Raw genomic sequence first — 15,913 nt, forward strand, 5'->3', positions numbered from 1 at the left:
AATATTGTACTATAAATATATAAACTAATAATAGGAGATAGGTGCAACAGCATTTAAGAGTGATATGAAAAGAGATTCATTAAATAATCCTATAAGGATAGTAATTGCATTATCATTGCTCTATTTCCCTAGAGTGAGCTTTTCTTTAATAGCAGCAATATTGATTATTTCTGCTGCTTCTGATAAAAATCAAATTCCTATTGCAGGTACTTATTGTGAGCTTCCTAAGGATAAATATGAAATAGTAATTGACGAAAAGAAATTCCGATTATTCGTTAAATCAAGAGGGTATTTAATGGCAATATTGTTTTTCATAGAAGGGGTATTATTAATCTACGCCTTTGAGATAGCAGCAGAAATATATGTTTTGCTTTTAATAATTGTAAACATATTTTTTATGGGTATATCTAATTTGATATTAGAGAAATATTATAAATTACGAAACCATTAGAGATTGGCTGTTTTATTTATATATTAACCCGTTGATCTCTTTTTACTAAACTTCATTATTTAAACATATTAAAGGAAGTGAAAATATGCTTGAGAAACTGCCAACAGAATATGAATTGAATGAATTAATGGGTAAAGATGCCTATAGAGCTTGGTGCTCTATCAATAACTTTATAAAAGATAATTATAATATGGATATGATTTGGGACAATGGAGGAAAAACAGGGGTATTTGAACTAAAGTACCGAAAAAGCGGGAAAACCTTTTGCGCATTGTATCCAAGAGAAGAAGGTATCCGTATATTAATCATCTTTGGAAGGAATGAAAGAGGAAAATTCGAAGCATCCAGGGAATATTTCTCTGATGATATGAATTACTTCTATGACAGTACTCATGAATATCATGATGGGAAATGGCTGTATTTAGACATAACAAAGGATACGATAATGAAGGATATAGAAGGACTATTATTGATAAAGAAAAAGCCGAATAGAAGAAAAGAGTAGAGTAAACTCTCATGGAGGTATACAGTGAAGAAAGTGAAATTGATATTAATGGCTCTATTGCCAATAATAATAGGATATTTGTTTATTAACATATTTTTTATTCCTTGGTTAATGTATACTGTTCCATTTTTAGTAATGGGTTATTGGTTCTGGGTAGGAGGAAAATTTGCGGAAAATGTTAAAAGTCCACTCAAAGCAACACTTTATGCTAATTTCATTGGAACAATAGCTTTTGTATTATATTATTATCAATTTGTTATTACAGCAGATAAGGATAGAAATTTAACTTTAGCAGTTTTTTTTCAATTATTTACCGCTCCTCTTGGCATTATAACAGCAAAAATTGCATTAATATTTCAACGAAATCCTAATGAGGTAACTCCGGTTACCTTTTTTGCAATTCAGGCTTTAGGGTTAATATTAATGATGCTAGTGTTTTTCAGTGGTTATGTTTATAAGAAAAAGCGATAGTTTCCTCGAGGCTTGCTTTCTAAATGGAAGGATAATTATAAAAGATACGGTCAGGCAGTAAAACCTCAGGAACCTGAGAACCAAGAAGAAAATGATAACGAAATAAATTATAAGAAAGCATACGAACAAATAATAGAGGATAGGAAGAAAAAAGACCTGGAAATTGCTGAACTTAGGAAATTATTAAAATAAATAGTAAGTCTTGGCAATTAGATATAAATATGTTTCCTTATAAGATAGAAGGGGAAAATTGAAAAAACAATTAAAAATTAAGGCTATGTTTAAAATTATTGTTGATATTAAAGTATTAAAAAAAGACTCCAAATTTCGGAGCCCTTTACTTCGTTTAAAAGGAAGATTCCGAATCAAATGCTTTACTAACAGTCATTAAGTTTTGATATCTGTTCAATAATTTGATGCACAATATCATCGGCACTCAAGTTACCATCCACAACAAAATCTGAATTTGGTTTTATTGTTTTTAACATTTCCAAATATGCGGTTCTACCGCCAGAAAGATAACAATTCAAATCATTTCTTAATGAGTCTGGTAACTGTTCTACATTATCCCTTAAGATACGTCTTGCCATTGCAATATCCAATGGAGTATCTATAAAAATCGCATAATCAATGTAAGGTGTAATCTTATCATTTTTATACGCAAAAGGATAATCAAGCAGTATGTAATTCAAATTATCTTGTGCCAACAATGGCTCAATATCGTTCGCTAATACTTCAAGATTCCAAGCATTATAATCTGCACCACTTTGTACCCATTGAAAGTAATCTTCAGGACCTTCCTCAAAATCATATTCATCAAAATAAATTATCGTTGATAAAGGCAATCTATTCTTTAATTCATTTGTAACAGTTGTTTTACCTCCGCCTGATACTGCGGCAATCGCAATTACTATAGGCTTCTTCATAATATCCCCCACATATTTATATATTCGTTAGTTCGCACTTTATTACTAAAGAGACCTAATATTATTATGCATCATTTTCATATTATTGTAAATATTACACAAATATTGGTTCTCTGTAAGAAAAGTATTTTATCTTTGTATCGGTATGGACAGTGTGAGATTGCACTATGAGATGCTTAATCCTTGCCATATCTTTTTCAGCACTAAATACCTGTAACCATTTGAACCAGTACATATAATTAGCCAAATATTTTGTCGCAACACCATTAAACCTACCCATCCACTTTTTAAGTTTGCTGTGATAAGCATTTATATGTTGTATATGATATATCCCTTCTTTGTGTCTGCCTCTCTTTATTTGTTGCAGTTCGAGATTAAAATTACGAGCAAACTTGATATAACTTTTATGAGAATCTGTACAAAGAACCGAGTCATTATCTATCCTTTCATTAAAGAATCTCTCTAAGTCTGTATGCTTAAGTCTACCTTTGCACACAGGCTCTACCATTATATTACCAATTCTATCAGTAGCACAAAGAACGCACACCTGCTGAGATGATATTCCTCTTTTTCTCTTTTCACCTTTGTTAGGCTTACTACCTTTAACCCCTCTTTTATGTGGCTTCCTTGGCATAGAGAAATTCCTGCTCTTCTTATGATTCCCCTTAAAAGATAATCTAAAGAAGATTTCATCAGCCTCAACTATCCCTCCAACACTGCCAATTCCCATATAACTTCTAACGGCATCTAATATTTTATGCCTCCAATAGAAGGAAGTTGGTACGCTTATTCCAACTACTTCAGCAGATTTCCTTATAGAATAACCATTAACCATGCACTTGGCGTAGGAAATCCACTTTTTTGAATCTTTCTTGCTATTATGCATAGGAGAACGAGTAAAATCTGTGAATGTCTTTTTGCAACACTTGCATATATATATCTGTGTTCCGTTTGACTTGCCATTACGAGACACTTCATTACGATTGCAGAAAGGGCAGACTTTCCCACGAGAAAATCTATTTTCTTTTATTTCTGTTGCTAATACAGAAGCAAACGAACCTAATACTATTATTTCTTCGATAAATTCTAAGATTTGTTCTTGAGCAAATATATCTAATGACTTGATGTCTTCTTTTACAGATTCTATACTGGGCATAATTGTTCCTCCACGATAACTGATAAAATACATTATACCCTAATACTTCAATATTATCCAGTTTTAACATTTATTTTAAACATAGCCAAAATTAAAAAATGTAAAATGCAAAATGAAGGAGGAAATTCCTCCGGAATTTCTTAAATTTATTTTAATTAAAGAAACTCCGATAGGAGTTTCATCCTCCATTTTTAATTCTTAACTTTTCATTATCTTTTACCTCGTTTCTTTCCTTGTCCCTATAACACAGAATATACCAAAAACAATTATTATCATTAAAAGCGGACCTAGAGAAAGATCTCCAAAGGAATCCTTACACATACTAAAGAATCCCCAGGTTGAAGGGAAAAGCTTTCCTGCATAATCAAAGGCTTTAGGGAGCATGGTTACAGGAAACATGATTCCTGACAGCATTATAGAGGGCAGGAATACAAATTGAGAAATCATTGTAAGCTTTGAAATACTTTTTACAAAGAGCCCAAGTGCAGTGCCAATCATTAAGCTGGAGATAATAAATAACAAAAGTACAGCAAAGTAGAGGAGAATATTATCCGGTACAGCAGAATCAAAGACAAAGGGTGCAGTGAAGAAAATAATTATGCTTACCAGGGATAAATGAATAAATCCCGATATAAAATTATTGATAATAACAGTCCACAAAGGTATTCCACCTACTTTGTAGGACTTTTTTATTTCGCTGCTGAAAAATTCTACTAAGGGGATAGGAGCTCCTAATAATGCTCCCATGCTTACACTGAACACAGTCATAGACTGGATTAAGGTGTTTTTTGAATTAGGATCAATAGAGGAGAAGATTCCTCCCATAAAGGCAAAAAATACTAAGGGTACAATATAATAAGTTAAAAGTACACCTTTATTTCTCATATCCAGCTTCCACTGAAGACATATTCCATAACAAAATGCATCCATGCTTATACCTCCTTAGCAATATTTAAAAAGCCTTCTTCAAGACTTAGATGTTCAATTTTTATGTCCTCAATTTCAATTTCCTTTTCCTTTGCAAGGGTGAGGATTTCTAAAAGACCCTCCTGAAGATTAAGGGTTTCAAAGATAATGTATCCCTGATGCTCAGCTTTAAAGCTGCAGTGGTGCAATTGAAAAATGCTTAATGGAACCTTTGATTTTATGTGAAGTTTGTAATTTTCTTTTTCTTTCCCAGTGAGCTCCTCCGAAGTTCCCATAAAAGCAATATTACCATTTTTTAAAATAGCGAGCCTATCGCTTAGACCTTCTACTTCAGCCATGTCATGACTGGTCATTATTATAGTTTTTCCCTGACTTTTCATTGCCCTAATTTCCTTGTGCAGTTCAGAGCGTCCTTCCACGTCAAGCCCTGCAGTAGGCTCATCTAAGAAAATAATATCAGGATTTCCGATGATTGAGAGCACTAGATGAAGGCGGCGTGTTTGTCCTGTAGAAAGCTGTCTGTATTGCTTGTTTTCTATTTCCTTCAATCCAAGCCTTTCAGTCAGTCCCCAATCTATCGAAGCCTTTTTCCATTTTGCAAAAAGCAATAGTGCTTCCTTTACCTTTATATTTTCAGGAAGAGATGAGCTTTGAAGCTGTATTCCTATGCTGCCTCTGATATCTATCTTTCCTTCCTCAAAGCTTCTTAGGCCTTCAATACACTCTAAGGTTGTGGTTTTGCCTGCTCCATTAATACCTAAGAGGGAAAAGATTTCCCCTTCCTTTACCTGAAAGGATATACCTTTTAAAACTTCATTTCCGGAATATTGCTTTTTTAAATTCTCAATAATAAGTGAGGTATTCAATATTATTCCTCCATTTCAGGAATGATAATTCCTATTTTATTTAAATAAAAACTTAATGCTTTTCCTATATAATCATCATTTCTTTGGCAAGTTCTCCTACGGTATATAAATCTTTCTTTATCAAAATAACCACATCCATGAGTACATTATAATATATGACCTTACGTCACAAATAATAGCTGAATTAAAAAATGAGAAATAATTTTTAAATTATATAATTAATAAAATAAAAGCAGAGGATACGGTTAAAAAACTGTATCCTCTGCTTTTTTATACTTAATTTAAAACTAACTTAGTATTTGGTTGTGATTTATTTATTCATTGCATCAGTTGAACCAAGAATATTATCTATTTTGTATTCAACTACCTTTTGAACTGCATCTCTGCCTGCTCCTAAGTATTTTCTTGGGTCAAACTCCGCAGGTGTATCTCCGAATACTTTTCTTATAGCTGCTGTCATAGCAAGTCTTAGGTCTGTATCCATGTTGATTTTGCAAACTGCCATGGAGGAAGCTTTTCTAAGCATTTCTTCTGGAATACCTTTAGCATCCTTTATTGCTCCGCCATATTGGTTACAGGTTGCCACTGCGTCAGGATCAACAGCGGAAGCTCCGTGAAGAACTATTGGGAAGCCAGGTAACTGCTTTTGTATTTCTTCTAAAATATCAAACTTTAATTGTGGTTTGAAGTCTGGTGGGAATTTAAATGCACCATGGGAAGTTCCTATAGCTATAGCAAGAGAGTCACATCCGGTTCTCTTAACAAAATCTACAGCCTGAGCAGGTTCAGTGTAAACATGCTCTGCAGCTTCTACATCATCCTCAACTCCTGCAAGAACACCAAGTTCTGCTTCTACAACTACACCTCTGGCGTGTGCATATTCTACGACTTCTTTAGTTTTAGCTACATTTTCTTCGTAATCATAATGTGAACCATCAAACATTACAGAAGTGAAACCTGCATCTATAACCATTTTAACTGCTTCTATATCTGGACCGTGGTCAAGGTGTAGAGCTACGTCAACCCCTGCTTCTTTAACTGCTGCATCAACCATAGCTTTAAGCATCTGTGGGCCGGCATATTTTATTGCTCCAGTGGAGCACTGAAGTATAACAGGAGACTTCTTAGCTTTTGCTGCTCTTAAAACTCCTTGTAGTATTTCCATATTATTGATGTTGAAAGCGCCTATAGCATATCCGCCTTCATAAGCCTTTTTGAACATTTCTTTAGTAGTAACTAATGGCATAAATTGGACCACCTTTCATAATATATTAAGGACATGTAAAATAAGCCCTTTTAATATCTACAAAGCGGGTATATGATTAGACCCGGTGGGACTAAATTTCCCACCTCCTATTATATATTAATTCTACAACATTTTCTATAGTAAATATATATGCCGTGAAATAATTTCATATAATAGATACATTTATTATTTGATGGACTGCACTAAAAAAGGTTAAAAAATATTTTCTATAGAAAGCCTTTGAAGACTTACAATATTATCGATATGATGCTTTAAAATATGAACACTGGCTAAGGATTCAGACTTATCCAGCTGTTTTACATACTGGGTGAGCTTATAGACCTCGTGAGAAACAGTATCGATGTCAGCATGATTCATAAAAACAGAAATCATTGGAGCCTCCGATTTAACTATATCAAGAAGGCTGCAGGCTTCATCGTAGCTTCTATCCCATTCATCATCCTTAAGCAGTGCTTCGAGCTCTTCACAGGAATCTGAAACTGCACTGCAGAAATTGTGAAGCTGTTTATTCGAGTATACCATAAAAATAAGCAGTGATAAAAACAATACAATAGAAATCACAACATTTTTCATTGCATTACCTCTTTATACCATGTCTTTTTTTTGGCAGTAGAATTTATTATGTGAATCCATTAAAGCTATATATACTTCTTCCAGATTCTCTATATTTCGGCTCCTTATATTCTGAAGCAGCCACTTCATATCTTTATTGATTGTTTTGAGATTTTCCTTATTTACCTTTCCGTTTATAACAAGAACAGTGGGGAGAACATCTTGAGGAACTGAGATATTTAAATCGCTTTTTGTAACAGGAGATAGATTTGCTTTTGGAATTACTGAAATCTGTCCGTTGTTTTCCAGTATTAAATAAGCTATATCTTCAAAATTAAAGTATCCGTTAGTGCGAAGCTCCTCCATTAAATCATCAATATTTATCCTTTGTTCCCTCAGTGCTTTGGTATCTAGTATGCCGTTTCTTAAAAGTATCGAAGGTTTACCATCTATGATGGATCTTACTTTTTCGCTCCTTAACTGTATTTCCGATACTAAAATCTGCATTATAAGCATTGTTACTATGGGAATTATCCCTAAAAGCAGCGGCAGCCTGGTATCCTGCATAGGAAGAGAGGCAAGCTCTGATATCATAATGGTTATAACCAGCTCATACGGCTGAAGCTCTCCAAGCTGCCTTTTTCCCATAAGCCTCATAACTACTACTACAAGGGTATAAAGGATAATAGTTCTTATTATTACTACAAACAAATAAATCACCTCCTTTAGTATAGATTTTGTAAAATTCATTCTTTTATGACATTATTATTGATTTTTAAAGTATAATAATAATACTGAAGAGTATAATGTTTATTGAAATGGAGTGATATAATGGCTGAGTTGAAGCTTACTTTAAGCAATGGAAGAGAAATTTCAGCAGATAAAGATAAACTGCTTTATGATATTGTAAAAGAAAATTATGAAGATACAGAGCTGCCTGCAGTGCTTGGAATGGTAAACGGAAAATATTATGAACTTTCCTCTCATTTAGAAGAAGGGGGAATATTTGAAGCTGTATCTTTAAACAATCCCATGGGTAATAATGCTTACTCCAGAACCCTCCAGTTTATACTTATAAAAGCAGTGCAGGACATTTTCCCAAACAGCAAAATTACCATAGAGCATTCAATAAGCAAGGGTCTTTATGGTGAGATACATATGGATAAAGCTCTTGATGAAGAAGATATTACAAGAATTAAAAGCAGAATGCAGGAAATCATAGATTCAGATACGGTTATAAATAAAATAAGCATTGAAAGAGAAAAAGCCATAGAAATATTCAAGGATTATGGAATGATGGATAAGGTAAAGCTTTTGGGTTTTGTAGCTTCCGATACAGTGAAGCTTTATGATCTTCAGGGAAGATATGATTATTTCTATGGGCCTATGGCTTATTCCACAGGAGCTGTTAAATATTTTGATTTAATATATTATGAGCCGGGGTTTATATTAAGGTATCCTCCTTTGGAAAGCCCTGTTGAAATTCCTGAGTTTGTTGAATACAGAAAGCTCTCAAGGATATTTAAAGAAACTGAAGAGTGGCTGAATATACTTGGGGTGGGTGATGTAGGCTCTTTAAATGAAAAAATTGTAAGCGGTGAGATAATAGACATAATAAGGGTATCAGAAGCTCTTCATGAAAAAAAGATTGCCTATATAGCGGATATGATAGCGGAAAGAAAGGAAGTCAAGGTAATACTCATTGCAGGCCCTTCCTCCTCAGGAAAAACCACCTTTGCAAACAGACTGTCCATACAGCTTAGGGTTAACGGACTTATCCCTAAGGCCATATCTTTGGATGATTATTTTATAAACAGAGATTCCACTCCTTTAGATGAAGAAGGCAAGCCGGATTTTGAATCCATAGATGCCCTTGATCTGGAGCTGTTTAACAAGCATCTAAACCTTCTTATGGATGGAGAAGAGGTTGAAATACCTACCTACAATTTCCTCACAGGAATGAGGGAATGGAATGGAAATCTTTTAAAGCTTCCTCAGAATGGAGTCCTGGTAATAGAAGGTATTCATGGGCTTAATGAAAGACTTACCTCCTCTGTATTAGACAATAATAAATTTAAAATATATATAAGCGCCCTTACCCAGTTAAATGTAGATAATCACAATAGGATTGCAACTACTGATGTAAGAAAAATACGAAGGATTGTGAGAGATACTCTTTCAAGAGGCTACAGCGCAGAGGTTACCCTTACCTTATGGCCTTCTATAAAAAGGGGTGAGGAAAGGAATATATTCGTTTATCAGGAGAAAGCGGATGTAATGTTTAACTCTACTTTGGTTTACGAGCTTTGTGTCCTTAAGAATTATGCTGTTTCGGAGCTTGAAAAAATCAAACCGGATAGCCCTGTTTATTATGAAGCATTAAGATTAAAAAGCTTTTTGGGCTTCTTTAAGGAAATTGAAAAGGAGCTTGTTCCTGACAACTCCATACTTAGAGAATTCATAGGAGGAAGCTGGTTTTATAAATATTAAAAATGAAAAACTTTCTCTAGGATTATTCACTAATTTAATATAAAATGTTTATAGGAAATTTGAAAACTACAGAATAAATACATTTTAACTATTATGGAAAGGGAGAATACCAATGAAAAAATATGGAGTATTTGAGGTGCTTGGTCCTATAATGATAGGTCCTTCAAGTTCTCATACTGCAGGAGCAGCACGGCTTGGAAAAATAGCAGGAACAATTGCCGGAGGTAAGATTACAAAGGTTGATTTTCTGCTGCATGGCTCCTTTGGTAAAACATATAAAGGTCATGGAACGGACAGAGCACTGGTTGCTGGAATACTTGGAATGGAACCCAGTGATGAAAGGCTTAGAGATGCTCTAACCATTGCCAAGGAAAAGGGTATAGAAGTAAATTTTATTGAAGAAGATTTAGGGGATGTTCATCCTAATACAGTAAAGTTTATAATTAAATGCCAAGGCGGTGGAGAGGTTACAGTAATGGGCTCTTCTATAGGAGGAGGAAATATTCAAATCACAGAAGTAGACGGAGATAAAGTTCAATTTACCGGAGCCTACCCTACACTGATTATCAGCCATAGAGATGTTCCAGGTCAGGTATCTAAAGTTACGACACTTCTTTATGAAGAGAATATTAATATAGCCTTTATGAAGGTGTTCAGAAATCATAGAGGGACAATTGCAACTATGGTTTTTGAAACAGACCATAGCATACCAGAGGAGGTATTAAGTAAAATCAATTCCATATCTGAAATAGCCAGAGTAACTTATATAAGCCCTGTAAAGGATGGTGAAGCTTAATGTTTGCATCTAATGGTGAAGAGTTAATTAAGATATGTGCTGAAAATAACATAACCCTGGCTGAGTATGCTCTTAAAGTAGAGATGGAAAGCTCAGGGGCCTCTAAAGAAGAAATTTATAATAAAATGAAAAATACTCTTGCAGTTATGAAATATTCAGCTGAAGAAGGGATGAGAAGAGAAGTTCACTCTGTAAGCGGACTTATCGGAGGAGATGCCTACAGGGTTAATAAATATTTGGAATCGGGAGTTAATTTAACAGGGGATGTTATGGTTAAGGCTATGGCAAGGGCTTTATCCAGCTCTGAAGTAAATGCTTCCATGGGGAAGATAGTGGCTGCTCCTACTGCCGGTTCCTGCGGTATACTGCCTGCAGTAATACTCACTGCTGCTGAAAAATTAAATAAAGATGAGGATGAAATGGTTAATGCTCTTTTAGCTTCTTCCGCAGTGGGAATGATTATTGCAAAGAATGCTACCCTTGCCGGTGCTGAGGGAGGATGTCAGGCAGAATGTGGATCTGCTGCAGCTATGGCCGCTGCTGCGGTAGTGGAAATGATGGGAGGAACCCCTGAAATGGCATTAAATGCCGGAGCCATAGTTATTAAAAATATATTAGGCTTAGTATGTGATCCTGTTGCGGGTCTGGTAGAAGTGCCCTGTGCTAAAAGGAATGTAGCAGGAGCAGTAAGTGCTTTGACCACAGCGGATTTAGTAATGGCAGGAGTTATGAGTAAAATTCCTTTTGATGATGTGGTTTCCGCTATGTATAAGATTGGAAAGGCTATGCCTGCTGAACTTAGAGAAACTGCATTGGGAGGATGTGCCGCTACTAACAGAGGAATAATATTAAGCAAAAAAATATTTGATAAGAACAAATAGAAGCATAAATTGGGTATAATGATATAATAAATTAAGCGATGCTGTATTTATTACTCATTGTATCCTTTTTATTTTAATATAGTGCAGGAGTCTTTAACTATGATGGAAAAAGCGTTTAAGGTATTGAAAAAATATTATGGTTACCAAACCTTCAAGGAAGGTCAATATAAAATAATTGAGAATATTTTAAGAAAAAAGGACACCTTCGTAATTATGCCTACCGGTGGAGGGAAATCTCTATGCTATCAAATTCCCGCCCAGTTATTTTACGGTATTACTCTGGTGATATCTCCTTTAATATCTTTGATGAAGGATCAGGTGGATTCACTGAAATCTATGGGGGTATCAGCAGTTTATATTAACAGTACTCAAAGCATTGAAGAGATTAGAGACATACTGGATGATGCGGATATAGGAATTTATAAGATGATATATATTGCTCCTGAAAGGCTGGAATCTGAAATTTTCTGCAGAGCCTTAAGAGGCATGAATATATCTCAGGTAGCTGTAGATGAAGCACACTGCGTTACACAATGGGGACACGATTTTAGACCCAGCTACAGAAACATAGCTCCTTTTATAAAAACCTTAAAGGAAAGGCCTGTGGTTACAGCCTTTACAGCTACAGCTACAGATCTTGTAAAACGGGACACCATAGACCTATTGGAGCTTAAGGATCCATATTTCTATCCGTTGAGCTTAACCAGGGAGAATCTCCTTTTAAATGTCGTTAAAACAGAAGATAAGGAACAGAAAATACGCTTTATTGTGGATTATTTAAATAAGAATACTGAGAGCTGTGGAATAATTTATGCAGCTACCAGAAAGGAAGTAGATGAGCTTTATAACTATCTTCGTGCTATGAATTACAGTGTGGGTAAATATCATGGAGGGATGGAGGATAGTGATAAAAACAGATTCCAGGAAGAATTTATTTATGATAATTTTAATGTGATGATAGCCACTAATGCATTTGGAATGGGAATAGACAAATCCAATATACGGTTTATAATCCATCACAGCCTTCCTAAAAATATTGAAAGCTATTATCAGGAGATAGGAAGGGGTGGAAGGGATGGTGACCCCTGCAGCTGCTACCTATTATATCATCCTAAGGATGCTTCTTTGCAGGAGTTTTTAATTAAAGGCAGCACCTCTTCAGAAAGGATGGAAATAGAGCTTTCAAAGCTTCATAACATGGAGGCCTATGCCCTTAATACAGGCTGCTATACTCAATATATATTAAATTACTTTGGGGAAAAAAGCATAAAGGATTACTGCAGTTCCTGCAGCAACTGTCTAAATAATAAGGAATTAAAGGATATAACCCTGGAGGCTCAGATGATTTTGTCCTGTATATACAGAACAGAGGAGAGGTATGGAATAAGCGTACTTGCGGATATATTAAAGGGATATAGAGGACCTAAAATAAAGGAATTTAAGCTTTATCATTTATCTACCTTTGGAATCATGAAGGAGTACAGCTCAAAATTTATAAAGGATTTAATACATACATTGATTAATAATGGTTACCTTGATAAAAAAGAAGGAACTTATTCTATGGTTAAGCTTAATTCTAAATCTTACAGCATACTTAAAGGAAAAGAAAAAATTCTTTCTAAGGTCATAGCTGAGGATATAGAAGAGGTAAGTGATCCTTTATTGTTCCAAATATTAAGAAGAGTTAGAAGGGATATTGCACATTCTGAAAATGTACCTCCGTATATAATTTTTTCAGACAGGGTACTTATGGATATTGCAAGATTTGTTCCTGAAACCAAAGAGGAATTCAGTAAAATAAAAGGTATAGGAGAGAAAAAAAGCACTAAATACAGCAGTATATTTGTAAATGCAATAAAGCTTTACAAGGCTTCCAATGAAAACAGAGGATAGGGCGGAAAATAATTATTAACTAAAACCCTTTTAATATTTTTATTTAATGTTAAAATGGATTATTATACGAGTATATGAATAAAAGTTAAAGGTGGTGAAAACCATGAAAGAAAAAGAAATGATACTCCTTGTAGATGAAAATGATAAAGAAATGGGATATGGGGAAAAGCATGAAGTTCATAAGAAAGGTCTCTTTCACAGAGCTTTTTCCATATTTATTTTTAATTCTAAAAATCAGCTGCTGCTTCAAAAAAGAGAAAAGAATAAATATCATTCACCAGGTCTTTGGACTAATACCTGCTGCTCCCATCAAAGACAAAATGAAGAGCTTTCAGATGCTATACACAGAAGACTTAAGGAAGAAATGGGCTTTGACACTGAATTAAAAGAAGCTTTTACCTTTAGTTATAATTTTAAATTTCATGAAGAGCTTAGTGAAAATGAATTTGACCACGTATATATAGGACATTACGAAGGAGATATAATCCCTAACCCTCAGGAAGTAGAAGATTACAAATGGGTGGATTTAGAGGAGCTGAAGCAGGATATAGAAAAGAATCCTGATAAATATACTTATTGGTTTAAGATATGTTTTCCAAAGGTAGCTTCAATTATGGAAAAATAAAGATTTTAGATTTTATCAGTAAAAAAACAGCCGGTAATATTTTATATTACCGGCTGTTTTTATACTATAGCTGAATATTGCTTATACTGAAGGAGCAGTTAATATTCATAAAGTTATAATTAACGGTGTAACAACCTATTTTACTTTGAATATTATAAAAAGAGATAATTATTTGGAGGATTTTAATGGACAAAAAGTCTTTAAAGGGAACTCAGACAGAAAAAAACTTATTTAAAACCTTTGCAGGAGAATCAAGAGCAAGAAATAGATACAACCTATATTCTGAAAAAGCTCGGATGGAAGGATATGAGTGGATAGGAGACATCTTTGATGAAACTGCAGGAAACGAATATGCTCATGCCAGAGAAGTTTACAGAAGATTTTTAGGACTCGTGGGAAATACCTCGGAAAATTTAAAGGATGCTATTAAAGGTGAAACAGAGGAATATTCGAAAATTTATAAAGAATTTGAGGAGGTTGCAAGAAGAGAAGGTTTTAAAGAAATAGCTGACTTTTATAAAGAAATTGCAGAAGTTGAAGAGTTCCATGAAAAAAGATTTAAAGCATTATATGATAAGGTAAACTGTAAAACTGTATTTACTTCCCCAGTACCTATTAAATGGCAGTGTTTAAACTGTGGTTATATTTATGAAGGAACAGAAGCACCAGCTGCTTGTCCTTTATGCAAATTCCCTAGAGCTTTTTTCAAACCTTTATGTGAAGAGTTTTAATTTGGGAGGGATTAATATGATTATTTCCCTGCCGGAGGAATATATAGTTCCTATAGTGTATAAAGACAGCTTTAAGTTTACTGAGGATTATTTTCTTCCCAGCAAAGAGGAAATATATGAATGCAAGGAGGATAAAAATTACTGGAAGGACATTGACAAGGAATATGTTAATGAAGCTTTAAAGGATAGACCTTTGAAAAAACATAAGAAAAACTGCTGCAGTAAAAGAAATGCAGTCTTTACTTCAGAGGATATATTTGAAGAGATAGATGAGGAATATTATAACCATAAAAGCAGCAAATAGGAGGACGATTTCTTTAGCATGAATTCTGGCTTGAGTTAATATAAATAGTATTATTAACTTATAGTTAGGTGATTGTATGGGTTATAGAAAAATTATTGAAAGGCATTCTTCAGATATAAACAATCTGGCTGAGCTGCTTTTTAAATTCACCAATTCCTACAGGCTTCTTATAGGAGGAGCCTCAGATTTAAATAGTATTGCCCTGGCAAAGAAGAAGGATGTTAGAGATGCCATAAGAAGAGCAGATGAACTGGGAGAAATCATAGATGAGCTTCTTGAGGTGATAGATTACTGCAACTGTGCTTATTTTAAATATTGCAAGATTAAATCAGACTATATAAATTGCAAAAATAACCTTAATATCATTAAAACAGAAGTTGATGAAGAACTGAGTTTTTTTAATGAAATAGAAAAGAAGCCTTGATTAAAAGGCTTCTTTTCTATTAAACCTATTTAAATTTAAAAGTGCTTATCATCAGATAAGACAATACTATCAAGAATATTACAGGAAGTGCTCTGGTAACTCCCCTATTTAAGGTAATAAGGGCAAATAGTGCCATAAAGCTGCCTGCTGCGGTTATAGGTATACCGGTAAAAACACCGTCAAAATCTGAGGAGTTATACCTTGCCAATCTGTAAGCACCGCAAATAGGAAATATCAGTAGTATTAAATACCCAGCATAACCTTTAGGGCCTAAAGTCTGAAACTCGTATAGACTGTATATTAGAAGAGAAGGTGCAACGCCGAAGGAAACCAAATCTGCTAAAGAATCCAATTCCTTACCTAAATCACTGGATACATTAAGAAATCTTGCAACCCTTCCATCGTATCTATCCACCAAAGCAGCTATAATTATGAAAATTGCAGCTAAATGATATTTATCGTTAAATATGCTTAATATTGATAAAATCCCGCATGATAAATTAGCAAAAGTAAACATATTTGGAATTGTACTTTTCCTCATGAAAATAATCACTCCCAAAAATTAATTATGAATAATTAATATAAAATATATTATGTCCACAATATTATACCTCAATTTGATAAAGTTTTAAACACATTATGCAAAAT

The 15,913-nt window shown here is 34.1% G+C and carries 20 protein-coding genes; 12 read left to right on the forward strand and 8 right to left on the reverse strand.

The window, feature by feature from the left end; all coding sequences use genetic code 11:
- Positions 1 to 64 precede the first annotated feature (64 nt).
- The 4 genes from TA89_RS01425 to TA89_RS01440 all read left to right on the forward strand — a co-directional run bounded on the left by TA89_RS01425 (position 65) and on the right by TA89_RS01440 (position 1,619).
- Complete coding sequence (locus TA89_RS01425) at positions 65 to 451, forward strand: hypothetical protein (protein WP_040210285.1); 387 nt, start codon at positions 65 to 67, stop codon at positions 449 to 451.
- An 85-nt stretch (positions 452 to 536) separates the two neighbouring features.
- Positions 537 to 956 (forward strand): DUF3788 domain-containing protein, encoded by a 420-nt coding sequence (locus tag TA89_RS01430; RefSeq protein WP_040210286.1) that lies wholly within the window; start codon positions 537 to 539, stop codon positions 954 to 956.
- A 24-nt stretch (positions 957 to 980) separates the two neighbouring features.
- Positions 981 to 1,427 (forward strand): hypothetical protein, encoded by a 447-nt coding sequence (locus TA89_RS01435; protein WP_040210287.1) that lies wholly within the window; start codon positions 981 to 983, stop codon positions 1,425 to 1,427.
- A 12-nt stretch (positions 1,428 to 1,439) separates the two neighbouring features.
- On the forward strand, positions 1,440 to 1,619 hold the full coding sequence (locus TA89_RS01440) for a hypothetical protein (RefSeq protein ID WP_040210290.1): 180 nt from the start codon (positions 1,440 to 1,442) through the stop codon (positions 1,617 to 1,619).
- Between the two features lie 185 nt (positions 1,620 to 1,804).
- Here the strand turns inward: TA89_RS01440 and TA89_RS01445 are convergent, their stop codons facing one another.
- The 7 genes from TA89_RS01445 to TA89_RS01475 all read right to left on the reverse strand — a co-directional run bounded on the left by TA89_RS01445 (position 1,805) and on the right by TA89_RS01475 (position 7,832).
- The gene (locus TA89_RS01445) at positions 1,805 to 2,353 is read right to left on the reverse strand and encodes a nucleoside/nucleotide kinase family protein (RefSeq protein WP_082023802.1); all 549 of its coding nucleotides are present in this window, start codon (positions 2,351 to 2,353) and stop codon (positions 1,805 to 1,807) included.
- A 94-nt stretch (positions 2,354 to 2,447) separates the two neighbouring features.
- Entirely contained in the window at positions 2,448 to 3,509 is a 1,062-nt protein-coding gene (locus TA89_RS01450; protein ID WP_040210292.1) for an IS1595 family transposase, read from the reverse strand.
- A 216-nt stretch (positions 3,510 to 3,725) separates the two neighbouring features.
- A complete protein-coding gene (locus tag TA89_RS01455) occupies positions 3,726 to 4,439 on the reverse strand; it encodes an ABC transporter permease (protein WP_040210293.1) in 714 nt (237 codons plus the stop codon).
- A gap of 2 nt (positions 4,440 to 4,441) precedes the next feature.
- The gene (locus tag TA89_RS01460) at positions 4,442 to 5,302 is read right to left on the reverse strand and encodes an ABC transporter ATP-binding protein (RefSeq protein WP_040210295.1); all 861 of its coding nucleotides are present in this window, start codon (positions 5,300 to 5,302) and stop codon (positions 4,442 to 4,444) included.
- A gap of 310 nt (positions 5,303 to 5,612) precedes the next feature.
- Positions 5,613 to 6,548, reverse strand: coding sequence for a class II fructose-1,6-bisphosphate aldolase (fba, locus tag TA89_RS01465; protein WP_040210296.1), 936 nt, complete (start codon positions 6,546 to 6,548; stop codon positions 5,613 to 5,615).
- Between the two features lie 213 nt (positions 6,549 to 6,761).
- Positions 6,762 to 7,142: a DUF4363 family protein gene (locus tag TA89_RS01470; protein ID WP_040210297.1), complete on the reverse strand. Its 381-nt coding sequence runs from the start codon at positions 7,140 to 7,142 to the stop codon at positions 6,762 to 6,764.
- Positions 7,143 to 7,154: 12 nt separating this feature from the next.
- Positions 7,155 to 7,832 (reverse strand): YetF domain-containing protein, encoded by a 678-nt coding sequence (locus tag TA89_RS01475; protein ID WP_040210299.1) that lies wholly within the window; start codon positions 7,830 to 7,832, stop codon positions 7,155 to 7,157.
- Positions 7,833 to 7,952: 120 nt separating this feature from the next.
- Between TA89_RS01475 and TA89_RS01480 the strand changes: the two genes are divergently transcribed.
- From TA89_RS01480 to TA89_RS01515, 8 genes are all read left to right on the forward strand, one after another.
- Entirely contained in the window at positions 7,953 to 9,611 is a 1,659-nt protein-coding gene (locus TA89_RS01480) for a nucleoside kinase (RefSeq protein WP_040210300.1), read from the forward strand.
- 112 nt (positions 9,612 to 9,723) lie between these two features.
- Positions 9,724 to 10,407: an L-serine ammonia-lyase, iron-sulfur-dependent subunit beta gene (gene sdaAB, locus TA89_RS01485; protein ID WP_040210301.1), complete on the forward strand. Its 684-nt coding sequence runs from the start codon at positions 9,724 to 9,726 to the stop codon at positions 10,405 to 10,407.
- Positions 10,407 to 11,288 carry an L-serine ammonia-lyase, iron-sulfur-dependent, subunit alpha gene (gene sdaAA / locus TA89_RS01490; RefSeq protein ID WP_040210302.1) on the forward strand — a complete coding sequence of 294 codons (882 nt, stop codon included), beginning with the start codon at positions 10,407 to 10,409 and terminating at the stop codon, positions 11,286 to 11,288. The genes sdaAB and sdaAA overlap by 1 nt, the downstream gene beginning before the upstream one ends.
- Positions 11,289 to 11,390: 102 nt before the next feature.
- Positions 11,391 to 13,181, forward strand: a complete 1,791-nt coding sequence (gene recQ, locus TA89_RS01495) for a DNA helicase RecQ (RefSeq protein ID WP_052447263.1) — start codon at positions 11,391 to 11,393, stop codon at positions 13,179 to 13,181.
- A gap of 103 nt (positions 13,182 to 13,284) precedes the next feature.
- The gene (idi, locus tag TA89_RS01500; protein ID WP_040210305.1) at positions 13,285 to 13,806 is read left to right on the forward strand and encodes an isopentenyl-diphosphate Delta-isomerase; all 522 of its coding nucleotides are present in this window, start codon (positions 13,285 to 13,287) and stop codon (positions 13,804 to 13,806) included.
- Between the two features lie 185 nt (positions 13,807 to 13,991).
- On the forward strand, positions 13,992 to 14,537 hold the full coding sequence (gene rbr, locus TA89_RS01505) for a rubrerythrin (protein ID WP_040210307.1): 546 nt from the start codon (positions 13,992 to 13,994) through the stop codon (positions 14,535 to 14,537).
- 16 nt (positions 14,538 to 14,553) lie between these two features.
- Positions 14,554 to 14,841, forward strand: coding sequence for a hypothetical protein (locus TA89_RS01510; RefSeq protein ID WP_040210309.1), 288 nt, complete (start codon positions 14,554 to 14,556; stop codon positions 14,839 to 14,841).
- Positions 14,842 to 14,917: 76 nt separating this feature from the next.
- Positions 14,918 to 15,265: a hypothetical protein gene (locus tag TA89_RS01515; RefSeq protein WP_040210311.1), complete on the forward strand. Its 348-nt coding sequence runs from the start codon at positions 14,918 to 14,920 to the stop codon at positions 15,263 to 15,265.
- A 25-nt stretch (positions 15,266 to 15,290) separates the two neighbouring features.
- On the opposite strand, the gene pssA is transcribed toward TA89_RS01515, so the two are convergent.
- Positions 15,291 to 15,806 (reverse strand): CDP-diacylglycerol--serine O-phosphatidyltransferase, encoded by a 516-nt coding sequence (pssA, locus tag TA89_RS01520; RefSeq protein WP_040210313.1) that lies wholly within the window; start codon positions 15,804 to 15,806, stop codon positions 15,291 to 15,293.
- Between the last annotated feature and the right edge of the window lie 107 nt (positions 15,807 to 15,913).

This window comes from Clostridium polynesiense (assembly GCF_000820705.1).
In the GTDB taxonomy this organism is placed as follows: domain Bacteria; phylum Bacillota; class Clostridia; order Clostridiales; family Clostridiaceae; genus Clostridium_AA; species Clostridium_AA polynesiense.